At 33.8% G+C, this 20,272-nt stretch carries 21 protein-coding genes; 13 read left to right on the forward strand and 8 right to left on the reverse strand.

The window, feature by feature from the left end; genetic code table 11:
• Positions 1–65: 65 nt before the first annotated feature.
• Both DK442_RS13480 and DK442_RS13485 read right to left on the reverse strand, forming a co-directional pair.
• Positions 66–2,234, reverse strand: a complete 2,169-nt coding sequence (locus DK442_RS13480; protein ID WP_109436392.1) for a prolyl oligopeptidase family protein — start codon at positions 2,232–2,234, stop codon at positions 66–68.
• Positions 2,235–2,433: 199 nt separating this feature from the next.
• Entirely contained in the window at positions 2,434–2,802 is a 369-nt protein-coding gene (locus DK442_RS13485; protein WP_109436468.1) for a DoxX family membrane protein, read from the reverse strand.
• Positions 2,803–2,994: 192 nt separating this feature from the next.
• On the opposite strand from DK442_RS13485, the gene DK442_RS13490 reads away from it, so the two are divergent.
• Entirely contained in the window at positions 2,995–5,541 is a 2,547-nt protein-coding gene (locus tag DK442_RS13490) for a M14 family zinc carboxypeptidase (protein ID WP_109436469.1), read from the forward strand.
• A gap of 83 nt (positions 5,542–5,624) precedes the next feature.
• Here the strand turns inward: DK442_RS13490 and DK442_RS13495 are convergent, their stop codons facing one another.
• From DK442_RS13495 to DK442_RS13510, 4 genes are all read right to left on the reverse strand, one after another.
• Entirely contained in the window at positions 5,625–6,617 is a 993-nt protein-coding gene (locus DK442_RS13495) for an aspartate-semialdehyde dehydrogenase (protein WP_109436393.1), read from the reverse strand.
• 233 nt (positions 6,618–6,850) lie between these two features.
• Positions 6,851–7,264 carry a large-conductance mechanosensitive channel protein MscL gene (gene mscL, locus DK442_RS13500; protein WP_109436394.1) on the reverse strand — a complete coding sequence of 138 codons (414 nt, stop codon included), beginning with the start codon at positions 7,262–7,264 and terminating at the stop codon, positions 6,851–6,853.
• A 101-nt stretch (positions 7,265–7,365) separates the two neighbouring features.
• The gene (alr, locus tag DK442_RS13505; RefSeq protein ID WP_109436395.1) at positions 7,366–8,478 is read right to left on the reverse strand and encodes an alanine racemase; all 1,113 of its coding nucleotides are present in this window, start codon (positions 8,476–8,478) and stop codon (positions 7,366–7,368) included.
• The gene (locus DK442_RS13510) at positions 8,471–9,118 is read right to left on the reverse strand and encodes a thymidine kinase (protein ID WP_109436396.1); all 648 of its coding nucleotides are present in this window, start codon (positions 9,116–9,118) and stop codon (positions 8,471–8,473) included. Before DK442_RS13510 ends, alr begins: the two co-directional genes overlap by 8 nt.
• A gap of 172 nt (positions 9,119–9,290) precedes the next feature.
• Between DK442_RS13510 and DK442_RS13515 the strand changes: the two genes are divergently transcribed.
• The 10 genes from DK442_RS13515 (at position 9,291) to DK442_RS13560 (ending at position 16,438) form a co-directional block, all read left to right on the forward strand.
• Entirely contained in the window at positions 9,291–10,106 is an 816-nt protein-coding gene (locus tag DK442_RS13515; protein ID WP_109436397.1) for a hypothetical protein, read from the forward strand.
• A gap of 18 nt (positions 10,107–10,124) precedes the next feature.
• The gene (locus tag DK442_RS13520) at positions 10,125–10,469 is read left to right on the forward strand and encodes a DoxX family protein (protein ID WP_109436398.1); all 345 of its coding nucleotides are present in this window, start codon (positions 10,125–10,127) and stop codon (positions 10,467–10,469) included.
• Between the two features lie 61 nt (positions 10,470–10,530).
• Positions 10,531–11,202 (forward strand): 16S rRNA (cytidine(1402)-2'-O)-methyltransferase, encoded by a 672-nt coding sequence (gene rsmI, locus DK442_RS13525; RefSeq protein WP_109436399.1) that lies wholly within the window; start codon positions 10,531–10,533, stop codon positions 11,200–11,202.
• Positions 11,203–11,223: 21 nt separating this feature from the next.
• Positions 11,224–11,565, forward strand: coding sequence for a HopJ type III effector protein (locus DK442_RS13530; protein ID WP_109436400.1), 342 nt, complete (start codon positions 11,224–11,226; stop codon positions 11,563–11,565).
• A gap of 96 nt (positions 11,566–11,661) precedes the next feature.
• On the forward strand, positions 11,662–12,360 hold the full coding sequence (locus DK442_RS13535; protein WP_109436401.1) for a M50 family metallopeptidase: 699 nt from the start codon (positions 11,662–11,664) through the stop codon (positions 12,358–12,360).
• Between the two features lie 198 nt (positions 12,361–12,558).
• A complete protein-coding gene (locus tag DK442_RS13540; RefSeq protein ID WP_109436402.1) occupies positions 12,559–13,347 on the forward strand; it encodes a hypothetical protein in 789 nt (262 codons plus the stop codon).
• 25 nt (positions 13,348–13,372) lie between these two features.
• Entirely contained in the window at positions 13,373–14,029 is a 657-nt protein-coding gene (locus tag DK442_RS13545) for a hypothetical protein (protein ID WP_109436403.1), read from the forward strand.
• A 71-nt stretch (positions 14,030–14,100) separates the two neighbouring features.
• Positions 14,101–14,814 (forward strand): hypothetical protein, encoded by a 714-nt coding sequence (locus tag DK442_RS13550; protein WP_109436404.1) that lies wholly within the window; start codon positions 14,101–14,103, stop codon positions 14,812–14,814.
• A 43-nt stretch (positions 14,815–14,857) separates the two neighbouring features.
• On the forward strand, positions 14,858–15,640 hold the full coding sequence (locus tag DK442_RS13555) for a sensor histidine kinase (protein ID WP_109436405.1): 783 nt from the start codon (positions 14,858–14,860) through the stop codon (positions 15,638–15,640).
• A gap of 144 nt (positions 15,641–15,784) precedes the next feature.
• On the forward strand, positions 15,785–16,438 hold the full coding sequence (locus tag DK442_RS13560; protein WP_109436406.1) for a response regulator transcription factor: 654 nt from the start codon (positions 15,785–15,787) through the stop codon (positions 16,436–16,438).
• A 59-nt stretch (positions 16,439–16,497) separates the two neighbouring features.
• Here DK442_RS13560 and DK442_RS13565 read toward each other — a convergent pair whose 3' ends face one another.
• Entirely contained in the window at positions 16,498–17,088 is a 591-nt protein-coding gene (locus DK442_RS13565) for a carboxymuconolactone decarboxylase family protein (RefSeq protein ID WP_109436407.1), read from the reverse strand.
• Positions 17,089–17,216: 128 nt separating this feature from the next.
• On the opposite strand from DK442_RS13565, the gene recJ reads away from it, so the two are divergent.
• Positions 17,217–18,902 (forward strand): single-stranded-DNA-specific exonuclease RecJ, encoded by a 1,686-nt coding sequence (recJ, locus tag DK442_RS13570; RefSeq protein WP_109436408.1) that lies wholly within the window; start codon positions 17,217–17,219, stop codon positions 18,900–18,902.
• Between the two features lie 61 nt (positions 18,903–18,963).
• Positions 18,964–19,317, forward strand: a complete 354-nt coding sequence (locus tag DK442_RS13575; protein ID WP_109436409.1) for a hypothetical protein — start codon at positions 18,964–18,966, stop codon at positions 19,315–19,317.
• A gap of 4 nt (positions 19,318–19,321) precedes the next feature.
• Here the strand turns inward: DK442_RS13575 and DK442_RS13580 are convergent, their stop codons facing one another.
• Complete coding sequence (locus DK442_RS13580; RefSeq protein ID WP_109436470.1) at positions 19,322–20,263, reverse strand: alpha/beta fold hydrolase; 942 nt, start codon at positions 20,261–20,263, stop codon at positions 19,322–19,324.
• Positions 20,264–20,272 lie beyond the last annotated feature (9 nt).

Here is a 20,272-nt window from a genome sequence, read left to right on the forward strand (position 1 = left end):
GTAATAAGACTCAGTCAATTACTTCTGAGGATTTAATATTAAAAACAATTGTATTTTGATAAAATTTATCCTTTTACTTTTTTATTAATTTTTTCAGGTAACACTTCATATCCCATATTGTATAAAGTAAAGCCAAAAATATCAGCGTATTGCTCGATGGTTTTACTTACAGGTGTTCCTGCACCATGACCAGCATTCGTCTCAATTCTAATTAGTGTTGGATTATCGCCAGATTGTTTTTCCTGAAGTTCTGCTGCGAACTTAAAAGAATGAGCAGGTACAACACGATCATCATGATCTCCTGTTGTGACCAATGTGGCAGGATAGTGTGTCCCTTCTTTTACATTATGTATAGGAGAGTACCCTTTTATATATTCGAACATCTCTTTATTATCCTCAGCTGTACCATAATCGTATGCCCATCCTGCTCCTGCTGTAAAGGTATGATAACGTAGCATGTCTAATACACCAACCGCAGGTAAAGCTACTCTCATCAAATCAGGGCGTTGTGTCATTGTTGCACCAACTAATAACCCTCCATTAGATCCTCCGCGAATTGCAAGGTAGTCACTCGAGGTATAGTTGTTTTCTATTAAATATTCTGCTGCTGCAATAAAATCATTAAAAACATTTTGCTTTTGTAGTTTTGTACCTGCAACATGCCATTTTTTGCCATATTCGCCACCACCTCTTAGATTCGGGACAGCATAGACTCCTCCTTGCTCCATCCATACAGCATTTGCAATACTAAAGGCAGGTGTTAGACTTATATTAAACCCTCCATAACCATATAGTATTGTTGGATTTTTTCCATTAAGTTCAATACCTTTTTTATAGGTAATAATCATAGGTACCTTTGTACCATCTTTGGAAGTGTAAAATACTTGCTTACTTTCGTAATGATCTGGATTAAAATCTATTTTTGGTTTTCGATATAATGTTGAAGTACCCTCTGCAATGTTATATTTATAGATACTACTTGGTGTTTTATAATTAGTAAAAGAATAGTATAATTCCTTTTCTTTTTTCTTCGTGCCAAATCCATTAGCGCTTCCGACCCCTGGCAATTTTACTTCTCTGATTAATTTACCTTCATAATCATATTGTAATACTTTAGATACTGCATCTACCATATATTCTGCGAAGAAATATCCACCTCCTGTATTGGGGCTAAGTACATTTTCGGTTTCAGGAATAAAATCTACCCAGTTTTCTGGAGTAGGATTGGCAGCATCTACTGCTACTATTTTTTGATTAGGAGCGTTTAGGTTTGTAACAAGATAGAGCTTAGATCCAACATTTTCTATAACGTAAGTGTCACTATCAGTATGATCTAAAATGGTGATTAACTTACTATCTGGTTTTGTTAGGTCCTTAATGAATAGTTTATTTCCTGATGTAGATACACTTGCAGAAATGATAAGATAGGCATCATCTTCTGTTACACTGGCTCCAACATATCTGTGTTTTTCTTCTGGAGTACCTCCAAAAATTAAAGCATCTTCTTTTTGAGTAGTTCCTAATTTATGATAGTATACTTTATGCTGATCTGTTTTGGCAGAAAGTTCACTTCCTTCTGGCTTATCATAACTAGAATAATAGAATCCTTCATTTCCTTTCCATGACATTCCAGAAAACTTAACATCGATAATAGTATCTTCAACAACTTCTTTGGTCTCAGTATTTTTAACTATTATTTTACGCCAGTCGCTTCCTCCTTCAGAAATAGAATAGGCTACTAATTTTCCATTTTTAGAAAAATTTACACCTCCGAGAGAAGTGGTCCCATCTTTGCTAAACGTATTTGGGTCTAGAAATACTTCTGGTTCATCACCTTCATTCTTAAAACGATAGATCACATATTGATTTTGAAGGCCGTCGTTTTTGTAAAAATAGGTATACTCACCTTCTTTAAATGGTGAGCCTACTTTTTCATAATTCCATAGGTCAGATAGACGTTTTTTCAAATCTGATCTAAAAGGAATATTTTCTAAATACCCAAAAGTGGTTTTATTTTGATTAGCGACCCAATTCTCGGTCTCTTCACTTCGATCATCTTCCAGCCAACGGTAAGGATCTTGTACTTCGGTACCAAAATAAGTATCAACGGTATCCACTTTTTTAGTTTCAGGATAATTCAATGCAATGGTAGTTTTTGTGGTTTCTTCTTTAGTTTCATTTTTACATGCTATCATTAGAACTACGATAGATAATGCAAAGAGTGTTTTTTTCATGATGTGTTGTGTTATAATAATTCACAAATCTATCAAAAGAAGATGCTATAAATGCTAAATAAAATATAAAAAAGACTGCTCTGTACAACCTGTGAAGAAACTAAGGGTTTTCTTCCGCATTGCTTTGGGGTTTAGCGACACGTAGGATAACTATACAAGAGCAGTCAGAATTTTCTGTAAGAAACGAAAAATTTTGCTTTTAGAAAAGAGTTTTATACGTGCTCCAGGATTTAAAAATTAAGAAGGCGTTAGCGACAAAGACAAATGCTCCTGGTCCTATGTTTGCAGGATCCAAAGTAGCATGAAATAGAATAATATTTACTGAAATTGGTGCAAGTAGAATTAAAGCAAATGGTACAGCCTTTTTTGTAAGCAACAAAAGTCCAACAAGTACTTCTATAATTCCTACAGTTTTAAGCACATAGCTATCAGCGAGAGCACCAAAGAAAATACCAGCATCAGGATTAGCAAATTCAAAACCGGGAATAAATCCAATAAATTTATTACTTCCAAAAACGACAAGCATCGCTCCTAATACTATTCTTAACACTAAAATTAATGTATTCATTTGTTCTGTTTTTTTGGGATTAAATTGCTGTATTAGAGGAAGAAATGTTAAAAACCTTACAAATGTCAAGGAAAACCAGAGTTAAAAAAATACCTTTCGTATCTATAAATACATAAAGTTGATTTGTTTCTATATCGAGAAACGATGTCAAGAATTTTTATGGGGCTAACCTTATTAATTATTTTAAAACTAATGAAACTATTACATCTTTTAAGACTTACTTTTTTTGCTTGTATTTTATGTGTTCCTTCTATCAAAGCACAAGACTATTTTTTTAAAGACAAAGCACCTTTTAACCCAGAAATCCCTTCCCCAGAAGAATTTCTTGGGTATGCTATCGGAGAACAACATACACGTCACGATCAAATCGTAGCGTATTTAACTAAACTTTCTGAAGTTTCTGATAGAGCTACTATTACCAGTTATGGAAAAACCCATGAAAATAGAAAACTAGTAATTCTTACGGTTTCTTCGCCGGAAAACCTTAATAAACTTTCAGAGCTTAAACAACAACATTTGGCATTTACAAAACCATCTGAATCACCTACGAATTATGATGAAGTACCCATTTTTGTTCAGCTTGGATATAATGTTCATGGTAATGAACCATCTGGTTCTGAAGCTTCTATGCTAATGGCATATACCCTTGTGGCCTCCAATAGTGCTGAAATTAAAAACTATATAGAGAATGCTGTATTATTTATTGATCCTACCATTAATCCTGATGGTCGTGATCGACATACGCAATGGGCAAATCAGTATAAAGGAAACCCTTTGGTGAGTGACGGATATGATGCTGAGCATAACGAAGCTTGGCCTCGTGGGCGCACCAATCATTATTGGTTTGATCTTAATCGAGATTGGTTATTAGGAATTAATCCAGAAAGTCGGGGAAAATTAAAATGGTACCACGAGTGGTATCCTAACGTGGTAACTGATTTTCACGAGATGGGAACAAATAGCAACTATTTCTTTGAACCTATGAAACCGATTGGTTCTCAGGATCCTATTATGCCTAAGGAAAATTATGAAGGTTTAAACGATTTATTCGCTCCATACTTTTCTAAAGCATTAGATAATATAGGCTCATTTTATTTTACTAAAGAAGCCTTTGATGGAACATATCCGGGGTATGGTTCTTCTTATCCTGACTTACAAGGAGGATTGGCATTATTGTTTGAACAGGCAAGTTCTCGAGGGCATTTACAAGATACTGATTACGGAACCATATCGTTTCCTTTTACGATTAGAAATCAGTATATCTCTAGCATTGCTACGGTTAAAGCAGCTGTAGAAAATAAAGGACGATTACGTAAATATCAACAGGATTTTTTCAAATCTGCTGTTGAGAATACTTTAAAAAAAGGAAGTGAAGCCTATGAGTTTGGAGATGCTTATGATCAAAATAGAAATAAAGCGTTTATTGATAAATTATTGCTTCATAAGATTAAGGTGTATAAAAAAGGAAATCGATTTGTAGTTCCTGTAAAACAGCCTCAACAACGTATGGTACAAACTGTTTTCGAAACATATAATAAGTATCGGGATAGTGTATTTTATGATGCTTCGGCTTGGAGTTTGGTGAATTTTTATAATATAAAATATCAAGCTACAAAATCTAGTGACTTTGGTGAGGAAATCACTTCAACAAATGGATTGGTAAATGTTTCTACGGTCCCGAGGTCTAATTATGCATATGTTATGGATTGGGATGATTATAATGCTCCTGCGGCTTTATATTTTATGCAATCAAAAGGATTAAAGATTGCATCGGCTTTTAAACCTTTTAGTAGTATAACTTCAGAAGGAAATAGAAGTTTTAATTATGGTAGTGTCATGATACCTGTAAGTAAACAAAAGAAAACGAGTGATGAGGTATATGCTATTATTAAAAAGGCGCAAGCTAAGTTTGATGTACCTATATATTTTGCCAATTCAGGTTTTAGTACGTCAGGGATTGATTTAGGAAGTCAAAATTTTAGAAAGTTGAATACTCCCAAAGCTCTATTACTGGTAGGAGAAGGAGTAAATTCTTATGAGGCTGGCGAAGTTTGGCACTTATTAGATACAAGAATGCATATGCCTATTACCAAATTAAGAATGAATAGATTTGGAGCTGTTCCCTTAAAAAAATACAATACTTTGGTTATGGTGTCGGGTAGGTATAGTCAATTGGATTCTCTTAAACGGAAAAAAATAAAAGACTGGGTCTCCCAGGGAAATACTTTGATAACTATAGCCGGAGCATCAAAATGGGTAATTGATAAAAAACTGGTAAAAGAGAAATTTACCAAAAAAGAGAAAGATACATCCAATACTAAAGCAGTAAAAAGGCTGCGATATGCTGATGCTCAAGAAAATATAGGGCGAGAAGAGTTAGGAGGTGCTATTTTTGAGGTTGATTTGGATATTACACATCCTCTGGGTTTTGGATATCGAGATTCTTCGGTTCCTGTATATAAAAATAATGAGGTATTTCTTGCTCCTAGTAAAAACCCATATGCTACGGTAGCAAAATATACCGATGATCCACATATTGATGGATATATTTCTACTGATAACTATGAAAACTATCTAAAACCTTCTGCATCATTAATTGTAAGCAAATTAGGAAGAGGACGTGTAATTATGTTTGCCGATAACCCTAATTTTAGAGGGTCATGGTATGGAACCAATCGATTGTTTTTGAATGCGTTGTTTTTAGGGAATCATATATTTGTTCCTAAAATAAAAGAGTAATTAGAATTATTAGGATGAATTAAAAATAAAACCTCCTTGCTTCAATAAAGCAAGGAGGTTTACTATATCATTATAATGCTTAATTAACCTATAAGATTATGTTCAACAAGATGCTCTCCTATTTGAACTGCGTTGGTAGCAGCACCTTTGCGAAGATTATCTGCAACAATCCACATGTTTAACGCATTTTCTCTAGAGTGATCTCTTCGAATTCTACCTACGAAAACATCATTTTTACCTTCTGCATAAATTGGCATCGGATACGTATTAGTATCTGGATTATCTTGTACAGTAACCCCAGAGGTTTCATTAAGAACCTTTCTAACATCGTTTTCATTAAAGTCACTATCAAATTCTAGATTGACACTTTCACTATGTCCTCCTACTACAGGAATACGTATCGCAGTTGCAGTAACTGCAATTGTACGATCATCAAGGATTTTCTGAGTCTCATTAACCAATTTCATTTCCTCTTTGGTGTATCCATTCTCCTGAAATACATCACAGTGCGGAATCGCATTACGGTGAATAGGATAAGGATATGCCATTTCTCCTTTTTCACCAGCATATTCGTTTTCTAATTGCTGTACCGCTTTTACTCCGGTACCTGTGATAGATTGGTACGTAGAAATAATGGCACGTTTTATTTTATATTTATTGTGCAATGGTCCCAAAGCCATAACTAACTGTATGGTCGAACAATTAGGGTTAGCAATAATCTTATCTTCTTTTGTAAGTGTTTTGGCATTAATTTCTGGAACTACCAATTTTTTTGTAGGATCCATTCTCCAGGCAGATGAGTTATCAATAACCGTTATTCCAGCTTCTGCAAATTTTGGTGCCCATTCTAGAGAGGTGTCTCCTCCTGCAGAGAATAATGCTACATCAGGTTTCATTTCGATAGCAGTAGTAAGACCTACTACAGAAAATGTTTTGTCTTTATAAGAAATTTGTTTTCCGATAGATCGTTCTGATGCTACAGGAATTAATTCTGTTACTGGGAAATTACGTTCCTCTAATACTTTTAACATTACGGTTCCTACCAGTCCGGTAGCACCTACAACGGCTACTTTCATAATTCGATTGATTTTTGGCTTTTGCTTATGCAAAAATCGTATAAACTCTTTTAAACTCTGGCAAATGTGCGTAATATTTCTAATATGACAAGTGTTTATATATAAAAATACTAAAATTTGTATTATTTGTTAAATATATAACATTTTGTAAAAAAGAACCACCCGATCAAGGGTGGTTTAGTTAGAATATGTAGTATAGCGGTAGCTATAGAAAAATCATGTTCTTTTAGAAATTATTTTTTAAGTAAATCTCTAATTTCTGCAAGTAGCTCTTCTTGTGTTGGACCCGCTGGTGGTGCAGGAGCTGCCTCTTCTTCTTTTTTCTGACTTCTTTCGTAAGCTTTTAATACCATAAAAATACAAAATCCAATAATGATAAAATCGATTACTGTTTGTACAAAAGAACCATAATTTATGGTTACAGGAGCAATTGCCTCTCCAGCTTCATTTACAGCAGCTTCTGTAAGTTGAAATTTAAGATCGGTAAAGTTCACTTTGCCTAATAGTAAACCAATAGGAGGCATTAATACATCATTAGTAAAGGAAGTTACTATTTTCCCAAATGCTCCACCTACGATTACCGCGGTAGCTAGATTTATAATGTCACCTTTTAATAAGAAAGATTTAAAATCTTTTAAAAACCCCATGTTTAATTAGATTTAGATAGTTAGTAGATGTCTAATTTAACAAAAAAATAAGAGATCGATTAAGATTACAAGTGTTATTCCTATAAGGTTTTCGATGAAAATCAATTATCATCGATAACAATACGTTTTACTCTTGGGGAAATAGCGGTAAGTAACTCATAGGAAATTGTTCCCGAGTTTTCAGCTACTTTTGATGCGCTATACTTAGTATCAAAAATAATAACTTCATCTCCTTCTCTGCAGTCGATATCAGTTACATCTACCATAATCATATCCATACAGACATTGCCAATAATATAGGCTTGGGTATTGTTAATGGTAACGAATCCTTTTTTATTACCATATTGTCTGCTGATGCCATCAGCATGTCCAATGGGGATGGTGGCAGTTTTTGTATGTTTTGTAGCTATAAATGCTCTATTATACCCTAGTGATTCTCCAGATTCTAAATTATGGATTTGCGAAATTACAGATTTTAGACTAGCCACAGGTTTTAATTCAGGGTCATATTTTGCATCATTCCCATAACCATACAACCCTATTCCGGCTCTGACCATATCAAAATGTGCTTCAGGGTAGTTAAGAATTCCAGAAGTGTTAGATTGATGAAGAATAGGTTTATACCCTAATCTATCATTCATTTCTGTAGTAATTTTTTTAAAAGAATTAATTTGTTTTAAAGTAAATTCCTTTTCTGAGAGATCTTCGCTGGCAGCCAGATGAGAAAGAAGAGCAACTACTTTAATCGCAGTAGTATTGTTAATAGTTTCAAGAATATGATCAACATCATCTTCAGAGAAACCAATTCTATTTAATCCAGTATTAAATTTGATATGAACAGGATATTCTTTTTTACCTAATGAGTTTGCTGCTGCTGTAAAGGTCTTAAGTACTCTAGAGCTGTAAAGGCTGGGTTCTAACTGGTTCTCTATTAATTTTTGAAAATTTACTGGTTGAGGGTGCAGTACCAAAATTGGAGTTGTTATTCCAGATTCACGAAGCGCTATTCCTTCTGCAACATAAGCAACTGCAAAGTAATCTGCTCCTACTTTTTCAAGATGTTTAGCAATTGCTCCAGCATCACTACCATAACCAGAAGCTTTTACTACAGCTAACATCTTCACATTAGGATTGACCTTGCTTTTTAAATAGTTAAAATTGTGAGTAAGGTGTGCCAGATTAATTTCCAGAACCGTTTCTTTTACGTTACTCATTAGATTTATGTGATTTTTTGGATACTTCTTTAGGATCTGTAACATCCATTTGTTTTACTTTTTCTTTGAGCATTGCTTTGTAATATGCTGCTCTACTAAGAGGTTCATACTCATCGGTTTCTCCCAACAAAACCAAATCGTCTTTTGTAGATTTTCTATAGCTGAATTGGGCTAGGTTTCCTGTTCTGGTACAGACAGCATGTACTTTGGTTACATATTCTGCGGTAGCCATTAGTGCCGGCATTGGACCAAAAGGATTTCCTTTAAAGTCCATATCCAATCCTGCAACAATAACCCTAATTCCTTTATTAGCCAAATCATTACATACTGCAACGATTTCGTCATCAAAGAATTGAGCCTCATCAATTCCGACTACGTCACAGGTATCTGCCAGGATTCTAATATTAGCAGCTGCGGGAACTGGAGTAGATCGAATTTCATTTGAATCATGAGAAACAACCATTTCATCGTCATACCGAATATCGATAGCGGGTTTAAAAATTTCAACATTTTGTTTAGCAAATTGAGCGCGTTTTAACCTGCGAATCAATTCTTCAGTTTTACCTGAGAACATAGAACCACAGATTACCTCTATCCACCCAAATTGCTCCTTATGATTTACTGTATTTTCGAGAAACATTTTGTATTTTTCAGCATCAATTAAAGAAATCCCTTCTCCTTAAAACCAAATGAATTTTAAAATGATTGATGAAAGCATAGTCACCCATTTATATCTTTATTTGGTATTACTCTAAAGATGAGGTAAATTTATTAAAAAACAAAAAGCAGTATCACAAACGAATAAGAAAGTTATGAAGAAGAAATTGGAAGCGGAGCTTATAAGTATTGCTCATAGAATACTACAACTTAAAGATAAAACTACTTTACCTCAGCTACAGGAAGAGGCAAGGATACTGTATGAGAAGTTGACTATCCTTAATTTTTCTGAAACTCATTTTGCAGGACCACAACCTACCATTGGCCAGATTAAGACAGCTTTAGATACTGATGAATCAGAAGCGTTAAAAGAAGTGCGACAAAAAATAAAAGCAATTATAGAGCCAGAGCCTGTAGTAACAGAAACAATAGAAGAAAAACCAGAATTAGACCAACCGCCTGTGCAGGTTGAGAACCAAGAACAGGAAAAGAAAGAGGATATTTCTGCTTTAGAGCATAAACCAGAACTGGTAATTGAAGAGATTAATGCCCGGGTTACCGAAGATCTTTTTGTTCCCGCAACAACTCCAACAGAAGAACATAGTTCTTTTTCAGATGCTTCATCATCTCAATCCGCCTATGAAAAAAATGACAGAGAAGAAAGCATATCTACTATAGGTTCTGATCCATTTGATAAAATAGATGATGATAAACCTAAATCACTTAATGATCAACTTAGAAAAGAGATTCATATCGGATTAAACGATAGATTAGCTTTTATTAAATATCTTTTTGAAGGGAGTGCATCCGATTATAATCGTGTTTTGTCTCAACTTAGTACATTAAGAAATAAGAGTGAGGCAGAAGAATTCATCGCAAATATGATAAAACCAGATTATCATAACTGGGAAGGAAAAGATGAATATGAAGAACGATTTATGGATGTTGTTCTTGGTAAATTTGATCACTAAATATAAAATTATAAACATATGAAAATTGTATATTGGATTGCTACAGTGGCTTTATGTGCTATTATGTTGTATTCTGCTCAGATGTATTTTTTTAAAACAGAAATGATAAAAGGTTTCTTTGAAAGTTTTAATTATCCAACATATATTGTAATTCCGTTAGCAGTAGCTAAATTATTAGGAATAGCAGCTATCCTTACCAATAGGATAAAATGGATTAAAGAATGGGCATATGCAGGATTTTTCTTTGATTTGGTATTGGCAAGTTTAGCACATCATTATGCCGGACACGGTATAGGGCTATCTATATACGCAATCATAATTCTTATTATTTCTTATACTATTGGTAAAAAGGTAAGACCATAATTAATCCTTTAAATGAAATGTATTTACCAAAAGCACTGCTATTTGGTTTTTAATATACGATATGTCTAAACTATACCTTGTCCCCACACCTATCGGAAATCTGGAAGATATGACTTTTAGAGCTATTAATGTGCTAAAAGATGTAGACTTGATTCTTGCTGAAGATACCCGTACCAGTGGGAAATTATTAAAACATTTTGAGATCTCAACTCCTATGCAAAGCCATCATATGCATAATGAGCATAAAACTATAGATCGAGTTATCCAGAAGTTAAAAAGTGGCGATGTTATTGCGTTAATAAGCGATGCAGGAACTCCAGCGATCAGTGATCCCGGTTTTTTATTGACAAGAGCTTGTGTAGAAAATGGAATAGCAGTAGAATGTTTACCGGGTGCAACAGCCTTTGTTCCAGCATTGGTGAATAGTGGACTGCCAAATGATAAATTTGTTTTTGAAGGGTTTTTACCGGTAAAAAAAGGAAGACAAACTCGGTTAAAATTTTTGGCAGAAGAAACCAGAACTATGATTTTTTATGAATCACCACATAAGTTAGTAAAAACACTAAGTAGTTTTATGACATATTTTGGTGAAGATCGCCAGGTTTCTGTATCCAGAGAGTTGAGTAAATTATACGAAGAAACCATTCGAGGGACAGCTAAGGAGGTAACTCAACATTTTGAAAATAAACCTCCAAAAGGTGAGATTGTAATCATCGTAGAAGGTAATAAATAGTAATAAAAGATAAATTTAATAATGACAATTACAACATTTGTTGAAAAGCTAAAACAAGAACCTAAAACAGTCAAATTTGAAGAAACCATTGCTGTGATTGACACTCACTACGATTTTACTCCAACGTTATTTGTCAATGGTAATATCACAAATCAAGCAGGTGAGAATTCTGGCTCTTGTAAAGTGTTCTCTTTTGCAAAACTGCATCAACTTAATGAAGAAGAGACATTGTCTTGTTTTGGAAAATATTATCAGGATGTATTAAACACTCCAACAAACAATGATCATCAGAATATCAGGAACTTTATAAAAACAGGATGGGAAGGAATTTCATTTGAAGGTGAAGCATTACTCAAAAAGTAATAACACCAAGTTATTTATAAACGTTTTTATAATTTTAAATACCGTTATTTCGTTCTATCAACTTAATAATGCTTTATACACTAAACTATAAAACGTTTGAAACAAAAACCATTACTTGCTGTTATAGGTACTAGCTTGCTTGTTTTTTTGCTATGGCAACTACCCTATTTTGGATATATACAATATCCATTGTTATTATTAGGGACCTGGTTTCATGAAATGGGTCACGGACTTACCGCATTATTGCTTGGGGGAGAATTCATTTATCTGGAGATTTATGAGAACGGAGGAGGTGTAGCCTATTCTAATGTTTCATCGAGTTATTTACCATATACGCTTGCCAGAGCACTAACTGCTGCAGGAGGGTTATTAGGACCCGCTATCTCAGGAGCTATTCTTATTGCTTCTGCCAGAAACAAAGTCAGTTCTAAAATTACCTTGTGGTTATTGATTATAATCATGGTATTATCGCTTTGCCTTTGGATTCATGCATTGTTAGCATTAATCATTTTGAGTGTTTTTGCTGCGATTTTGTTTTTTATCGCTATTCTTAGAGTAAGAAACCTTGAAGCGTTTACACTTTTGTTTCTTGGGACACAATGTGTGTTGAGTACCTATTTACAAATAGGATATTTGTTTACAAAACAATTTGAACGCGATGGAAAAATCCAGTATTCAGATACACAGATGATTGCAGCTCATTTGCCAGGTGTCTATTGGATGTGGGCCGTCTTAATTCTTTTGATTACCATCTATCTGTTATATAAAAGTTATCGGTATTATTTAAAGAAATAAGGACTATGATTGGAACTTCATTTTAATTTTAGATTCATTTATATGCATACGTTGTGAAGGTAGACTTTGAAATAAAGCCCGTGGTAAATACGTGTTTTAATACCATATAGTACTTGTTAACATGTTGGTAATTAGTTATGAGTCGTTTTTTTGATTAGCTTTAGTATTTATATTAGTAAACCACTAAACAAACACAAAATGAAAGACGTAATCACACAAAAAGACGAAGTAATCACTCCAGAGATTTTCGAATCAAGAACCGAAGAATGGTGTAGAGAAGATGTATTGAAATTAGCACATCATTTTCACAAATTTGAAAAAGCTAAAGGACAATATCATCGCGTAGCGCGTTTTGATATGAAACAAGGCAACTTAGAAGAATTTAAGGCGATCGAAAAAATTGAAAAACTCACCGTGTTTTTATCACTTAAAGAAGGATATCGAGAGAAACTTACATTTAGCCCCATTCTTAAAGTAATATATGATGGAAATAAAAGTAAAGAATATGAGCTAAAACCTAAAACAAAATTAGATATTGAACGAGAAAGAAGAGAAATAGGAGGAGGAAAGATAGCTGCAGAGATTGTGCCTGATACCTTTAAAGAAATGATTTGTAAAAACTGGGAAGATGCTGAGATACATATCATAGATGATCTGTTTCATTGCTGGGGTAAAAAAGACCCAGAAGATGAAGAATCTATAATACGTGTAGAACGTTTTGAGATAGACAGAATGGTAGAGTATATTGATGGGTTACGAGATAGTTTATTGGGTGTTAGTCTCTATCCCGGAATTGACATGAATAAGTTTAACAAGAAAAACATGATTTCTTTTACCCCGGTACTAGGATTTCAAATAGATGGGTCTCAAAATAAAGAAAAATCAGGATTTGGTCTTAAAGGAGTTTTTGAATTTGCATCAAATGAGGTTTTTGCCGAATATCTAACTCCTTGCCCTCCGACTTGTGTCCCTCCATCGGTGAGATAATAAAAATTTAAAAGTATAGTTTTTGATGAGCAGAACATTATTTGAATATCTAACTTTTGGAGCTTTTATTTTTTTATTCGCTCCTTTAATAGTATCAATTTTTAAATTTATATCTTTTAATTTTTTACAGAAGAGATTACTACTTTTAATTTTGGTTACTGTATTGGTAGAAGTAATTTCCAGAATACTTTGGTATAAACAAGTAAACAATTTACCAGTCTATCATTTTTATACCGTTATCGAGTTCTTGCTTATTATTAATGTATACAGGTTTGAGTTATCAAAAGTATTTTCAAAATTATTCTTTATTATTATTAGTATTGGTTTCGTCATTTTTGCCATAATTAACACTTTGTTTTTCCAGAACCTGACTACTTTTAATTCTAATGTAACAACGCTTTTGGGCTTAATCGTTATCTTTTTTGCATTAAGTTATTTTTATGCTTTATTGAAAGAAGTAAAATATAGAACGCTGGAGAGCAATCCTATGTTTTGGATCAATTCGGGGTTCTTGATTTATTTTTCCAGTAACCTGATTCTGTTTTATATGAATAACACATTATTTAAAGGAGTAACAGAAGCTAGTTTAATCCTTTGGGGACTTCATGCTATTGTTAATATCGTTCTTACTATTTTCTATACGATTGCTTTATGGGTAAATCCAAAGAAACAGAATACATAAAGTTTCAATTGATGAGGAAATATTCCTGTTTATTTTGAATTATATTTATATACCTTTTAAAACCTAAAATTATGAAAACAAATCATGTAGTATTTATAATCCTGTTAGGATTAGTTATGGCTTGTCAAAAAGAAGAGACTCCTGATGCCCTGGAGCAACAAGATTTGACGTTAAACTGGAAAACTGTGAACCCAGAAAAGGTTTTCGGGAGTCCAGAAGATGGATTTAATATTTCTAAAGATGCGTTAAAGCAAGCCTTAAGTTTACCTAATGTATCTACGGTTCGTTTTATTTTGGAAGTAGAGAATGAACAGCTGCAAATCCGGGTAGCTGGGGTGAACCCAAATGGAGATATTACAAAAGGGGTATTAGCAAAACCAGTCTCATTGCAAAAAGAAGTACATAAACTATTTACAGAGAAATCAAAACAGTTTGAGACAACGGTATTATCCAAAGCAGTAGCTTCTCATGTTTTACAACCCAATGATGCAGTAGATTTTGTTTCGACCTGGCAACAAAAAATAAAAGGAAAATCACTGCAAGAAACAGTTGCTTATGACGGAGAGCGTATTCAATATTTTAGTATGCCTGCTGAAGCAATAGAGCATATGCTAGAAAGTAGATCTAAGAGTATAAACCTGGTATGGGGTGTTAATCCAAAAGGCAAATTTACTACAGTGTTTTTGCCAGAGATGGATAAAGATGGTAAAGAGTTATTAAAATCTGGGGAGTTTATTTATGAATATTTAAGACCATGTCCACCAACTTGTACGCCACCTGAATAAACTAATTTTGATATGGTGCTTTGCTAGTTTATAAAATCACTTTATGGTAGAATCAGAACAAGAAATAACCTTAAAGATTATAATCATTGGTATGGTAGTGATTTTTTTACTATCCTTATCGGTGATTATATTCTTTATTCTCTACCAACGTAGATTATTGGCACAACAACAAAAACATCAAAAAATAGAATCTGATTATCAAAAAGAATTACTAAAAACATCCATTTTAAGCCAGGAAGAAGAACGTACCCGAATCGCTAAAGAATTGCATGATGATGTGGGAGCGATGTTAACCACAACCAAATTGTATTTTGGACAGATCACCCCAGAGTTACCTCCAGACGAACTTAAAGATATTGCTAAAAAAACAAGTGGTTTTTTAGACGATATGATCCATAGTGTACGTAGTATTTCTCAGGATTTAAGACCAGTAGTTTTAGAAAAACTGGGACTTATAGAGGCAATACAAAGTTTGGTGCAAACCATCAATGAGTCTGGGAAAATTTCTGCTGGTTTTCAAAACAATACAGTAAAAACGATTATCAAAACAAAAGAACTCAATATATATCGTATTGTTCAGGAGTTGGTTACAAATACACTAAAACATGCAGAAGCAACAACGATAAGAATCCAATTAAAAAATGACAAAAATGTATTGATAATTCTATATGAAGATGATGGAAAAGGATTAAAAGGAGAAAATATGCTGCATAAAAAAGGATTGGGACTTAAAAATATAGAAAGTAGGTTATCTGTACTCTCAGGAACATCGCAATTTATAAATAAGAGTAAAGGAATGAAGGTTAAAGTCGAAATACCGATTTAATCCCTCATAGAGGGTTCAATTCTCTTAGGCTTGTCTCAAAAACAAAATATATTTTCAGAAGCATACCCTGTGAGCTTGCTCAGAGGTTGTTGATGTAAAGAGAATATAACAGCAATGACTAAATAACATTAATTATACACGATCATGGAAACTATAAAACTAGGACTGATTGATGATCATAACTTATTTCGGGAAGGAATAAAATCATTATTAAAAAAAATGCCAGGGATTACCTTGGTATTAGAAGCTGTTAGCGGTAAAGATTTATTGGCACAACTAAACAATGTGGTTCCAGATGTTATCTTATTAGATTTGGAGATGGAAGATATGAATGGAGTAGATGCAACGCTTAAGTTACAGGAGCGATATCCTGATCTTAAAATCATTATTCTTACTATGCATAAAGAAGAACGAATGATATCGTATTTGATGGAAGTAGGCGCTAATGGATATTTGTTAAAAGATACCAATCAAGAAGAATTAGAAACAGCAATACGATCGACATATGAAAAAGGCTTTTATTTTAATTCTTTTGTATCAGAAGCATTGTTAAAAGGACTAAAACATAAAACGACCAAACCCCCTGCTATAGGAAAAGATTATCATCTTACCTCTAGAGAATTAGAAGTTTTAGAAGGAATTACTCATGAGTTTACCACATCCGAGATTGCAGAACAACTTTTTCTAAGTGTTAGAACTATTGAAGGACATCGAAAAAACTTAATGAATAAATTAGGTGTAAAAAACACAGCAGGATTGATTGTTAAAGCTGTAAAAGAGAAGATTATTTCGGTGTGATACCATCAAAAAATAAACCTCGCAGGTTTTTAAAATCAGCGAGGTTTACTATTCATATTTTAAACATGCTTTCCTTTTTCCCAACCATGTTTACCAAGATATTGTTCGCCAGATTCAATGGCACCTTCTTCGACCATAGTACCCATAGAATCGTTCCATCGATTTAGATACCCAAATAAAGAAATCACTCCTAGCATTTCTACAATCTCTCCTTCATCCCAGTATTTATATAACTCTTTTTTGATGTTATCATCAACAGCGTTAGGAATGACAGATGCTGCAAGCGAAAAATCAAGCGCTATGCGTTCTGCATCACTAAAAGCAGGGTGAGTTTTATATTCCCAAATATTATCTAACTGTTCTTGTTCTGCTCCATAACGCTCTGCAGCGCGTATAGCATGTGCCTGGCAATATCGACACCCTGTAGCGTTACTACTTACCCAGGCAATCATACGTTTGAGGGCAGAAGTTACCCTGCCTTCATTAGCCATTACAGCTTTATTAAGGTTAATAAATGCCTTAGAAATTGCTGGCCTTCTTTGCATGGTAAGTACTGAATTGGGGCAAAAACCTAAGGTCTCATTAAAAAATTCTGCTAATTCTCTGGTTTCTGGATCGTGATCAGCAGACAATGGTGTTACTAATGCCATGTGTATATGTGTTTTGAGTTTAAATGTAAAATTTTAAGCGAGACAAAATACAAAACTAATGTCAAATCAAGAGTGGTCAAGATGTTTTTTGTACTTTGGATTTTTTAATATCGGAATTTACCGCACTAATGAGATGGACACTACAACCAAAACCGGATACAACAACAATACAACATTTGGCTGAAGCCCTTAATGTAGATACTATTATAGCTTCTTTACTGATACAAAGAGGGATAGAGACCTTTGATCAGGCTAAAAAATTCTTTAGGCCCTCTCTGGATGATCTTCATGATCCTTTTTTGATGAAAGATATGGATCTGGCGGTTTCCAGAATCCAAAAGGCACTTGCAGAAGGTGAAAATATAATGGTATATGGGGATTATGATGTAGATGGAACAACCTCGGTGGCATTATTATCATCTTATCTAAAAACATTATCAGAACAAATTGCAACTTATATCCCAGATCGATATGAAGAGGGGTATGGGATTTCATATAAAGGTATCGACTATGCTCATGATAATGATATTTCTTTGATTGTAGCCTTAGATTGCGGGATTAAGGCGATCGAAAAAGTAGCGTATGCCAAAGAAAAAGGGATAGATTTTGTTATTTGTGATCATCATAGACCAGGAGATAAAATTCCTGATGCTATCGCAGTTTTGGATCCAAAACGTGAAGACTGTGAATATCCATATAAAGAATTATGCGGTTGTGGAGTAGGTTTTAAGTTGATTCAAGCCATAGCAGAGGGACAAGATCAAACCATAAATGATTTATTACCATATCTAGATCTGGTGGCGACTGCAATAGGAGCAGATATTGTGCCGGTTACTGGAGAAAATCGTATACTAGCATATTATGGTTTACAAGTCATTAATACAAATCCAAGGATAGGGTTTAAAGCAATGTTATCTGAAGTCAAAAAAGAAACATTGACAATAACAGACGTTGTATTTATGATCGCTCCAAGAATTAATGCTGCAGGGAGAATGAAACATGGATTGCATGCGGTAAACTTATTAATTGAAGAAAATCTTGAAACGGCATTACAATACGCTTCAGAAATAGAAGCCTATAATAGCGATAGGAAAGATGCAGATAAAAAAATTACTCAGGAAGCATTAGCACAAATACTGGAAAATAATGAAGAAGATCGATATACTACTGTAGTGTATGAGGAAAATTGGCATAAAGGAGTCATAGGTATTGTAGCATCTAGATTAACAGAAACATATTATCGCCCTACATTGGTGTTTACCAAAAGTGGTTCAAAACTGGCAGCTTCTGCGCGATCAGTAAAAGGATTTGATGTCTATAATGCTTTACATGCCTGTTCTGATTATATAGAGCAATTTGGCGGACATAAATATGCTGCGGGACTTACGTTATTAGAAGAACAGTATCCATCTTTTAAAAATAAATTTGAAGAAGTTGTATCGACAACTATTGATAAAAAGATGCTAATTCCGGAGATCACGATTGATACGCTGTTAGAATTAGACCAAATTACTCCCAGATTTTATAGGATATTAAAACAATTTGGGCCGCATGGTCCAGGAAACATGACGCCGGTTTTTATGACCGAAGGAGTAAAAGATACAGGGTATGGTAAATGTGTAGGAGCAGATGAAAAGCATCTAAAATGTAAAGTGCAAAAAAATGATATTGCCATAGGGTGTATCGGTTTTGGTCTTGGATCAAAATACAATTTGATTAACCAAAAGCAACATTTTAAGACAGCTTATACTATTGATGAAAATGAATGGAATGGAGAAGTATCGCTTCAATTAAAACTGAAAGATATAAATTAACTTATTTTTATTTAGATTTATTATAAATAGTTATTATTTTTGATACAAATATGTATTCAGAATGAGCGCTATAGATAAAATTTACAGTAATGAGTTAGGCATTTCTTTCTTTTGGAAACAAGAAAATCATATTTCAATGTCCAGAGTTCAATTGGTGTTTAAAGATATTGGTTTTTTACTTTCTCTAAATGAGCTTAAAGATTTTTCTAGTGCTTGTAGAACTACTCTTCAAACCCAGTGTTGTAGTCAATGTAAAGATACTCAACATTGCAGATCTTTGTTATTAAGAACACCTTCGGATAAAATAGATCTTGCCGTAAATAAGGAAGAACTTCTTCAAATACAGGAACTCATCAATGGAACTATCTATAAAGTAGAGCTGCAAAACTGGATGAATAATTTGCCTCTTAACTGATATTTTAGTCTTCTTTAGTTAAGAAATTGACAATTTTATATGTGATTTCTTTTGCTTTGGTTTCCTGTAAAAAATGTTTCTCATCTATAAAATGGATGTCTTCACTATTCACTTTTAACGCATTAGCCGCTCTGGTCTGTTGTGGAGGCCATTGTAGCATAGTGTCATGTATTCCCCATATTACAGATACAGGAATATCAATATTTTCAAAAACGTCTGAGTAATCAGGTAAATCATTGCATGTTTGACTAAAAAAGTAGTACATAGCATTGGTTTTACCTTCTAGAAGAGGTGTTTTATATCCTTCGACATCTAATTGATTTAAGGTATTCTCCTTTAGGCCCTGATCAAATAAGTTTTTTAATAACGTATTAGTTGTTACTCCATTTCTATAGCCCCACATTGCCGTCTTGGCCAGACCACCTGGTTTCATACGTACAGGAGGATAAAACCCTGCTTCATAAATAATGGTATTAAGGACAATAAGGTTTTCAATTTTCTCAGGAGCTTGTTTCATTAATTCCCAGGTCCATAACCCTCCGGCATCATGCATAACATGAGTCCAGGTATCCTCTCCTAATGCTTCCATAAGTTGTAGTAAGCGTTTTGCATGATTTTCTGCATTATAAATCTCAAACCCCTCTGGAGAATCACTCGATCCATATCCAAGCATATCTGGAACGATTACGCGATATCCGTTGGCTACTAATGGATCTATCATTTTACGATATAACCAACCCGATGTAGGAACCCCATGTAATAATACAATTGCAGGTCCTTTTCCTCTATCTATATATTTTATTAGACCATCATCGGTAGGGTATAATCTTTGATCTGCCCTAAAATCTTCATAGGTGATCTGGTTTTTTCTAACTTCAGTGTTTTGATAAGGTTTACACGAAAAAAGTAATATCCCTATAAGGACTAATACTGAAATCTTTTTCATAGCATTCAT

Origin of the sequence: Aquimarina sp. AU119, assembly GCF_900312735.1 — a bacterium.
Classification (GTDB): domain Bacteria; phylum Bacteroidota; class Bacteroidia; order Flavobacteriales; family Flavobacteriaceae; genus Aquimarina; species Aquimarina algiphila.

Bases quoted from the DNA above. Each gene is read 5' to 3' on its own strand.
- DK442_RS13555 (WP_109436405.1), top strand. From the start codon at position 14,858: ATGGTAGAATCAGAACAAGAAATAACCTTAAAGATTATAATCATTGGT.
- DK442_RS13530 (WP_109436400.1), top strand. From the start codon at position 11,224: ATGACAATTACAACATTTGTTGAAAAGCTAAAACAAGAACCTAAAACA.
- DK442_RS13520 (WP_109436398.1), top strand. From the start codon at position 10,125: ATGAAAATTGTATATTGGATTGCTACAGTGGCTTTATGTGCTATTATG.
- DK442_RS13485 (WP_109436468.1), bottom strand. From the start codon at position 2,802: ATGAATACATTAATTTTAGTGTTAAGAATAGTATTAGGAGCGATGCTT.
- DK442_RS13490 (WP_109436469.1), top strand. From the start codon at position 2,995: ATGAAACTATTACATCTTTTAAGACTTACTTTTTTTGCTTGTATTTTA.
- DK442_RS13510 (WP_109436396.1), bottom strand. From the start codon at position 9,118: ATGTTTCTCGAAAATACAGTAAATCATAAGGAGCAATTTGGGTGGATA.
- recJ (WP_109436408.1), top strand. From the start codon at position 17,217: ATGAGATGGACACTACAACCAAAACCGGATACAACAACAATACAACAT.
- rsmI (WP_109436399.1), top strand. From the start codon at position 10,531: ATGTCTAAACTATACCTTGTCCCCACACCTATCGGAAATCTGGAAGAT.
- DK442_RS13540 (WP_109436402.1), top strand. From the start codon at position 12,559: ATGAAAGACGTAATCACACAAAAAGACGAAGTAATCACTCCAGAGATT.
- DK442_RS13545 (WP_109436403.1), top strand. From the start codon at position 13,373: ATGAGCAGAACATTATTTGAATATCTAACTTTTGGAGCTTTTATTTTT.
- mscL (WP_109436394.1), bottom strand. From the start codon at position 7,264: ATGGGGTTTTTAAAAGATTTTAAATCTTTCTTATTAAAAGGTGACATT.
- DK442_RS13495 (WP_109436393.1), bottom strand. From the start codon at position 6,617: ATGAAAGTAGCCGTTGTAGGTGCTACCGGACTGGTAGGAACCGTAATG.
- DK442_RS13515 (WP_109436397.1), top strand. From the start codon at position 9,291: ATGAAGAAGAAATTGGAAGCGGAGCTTATAAGTATTGCTCATAGAATA.
- DK442_RS13550 (WP_109436404.1), top strand. From the start codon at position 14,101: ATGAAAACAAATCATGTAGTATTTATAATCCTGTTAGGATTAGTTATG.
- DK442_RS13575 (WP_109436409.1), top strand. From the start codon at position 18,964: ATGAGCGCTATAGATAAAATTTACAGTAATGAGTTAGGCATTTCTTTC.
- DK442_RS13580 (WP_109436470.1), bottom strand. From the start codon at position 20,263: ATGAAAAAGATTTCAGTATTAGTCCTTATAGGGATATTACTTTTTTCG.
- DK442_RS13560 (WP_109436406.1), top strand. From the start codon at position 15,785: ATGGAAACTATAAAACTAGGACTGATTGATGATCATAACTTATTTCGG.
- DK442_RS13480 (WP_109436392.1), bottom strand. From the start codon at position 2,234: ATGAAAAAAACACTCTTTGCATTATCTATCGTAGTTCTAATGATAGCA.
- DK442_RS13565 (WP_109436407.1), bottom strand. From the start codon at position 17,088: ATGGCATTAGTAACACCATTGTCTGCTGATCACGATCCAGAAACCAGA.
- alr (WP_109436395.1), bottom strand. From the start codon at position 8,478: ATGAGTAACGTAAAAGAAACGGTTCTGGAAATTAATCTGGCACACCTT.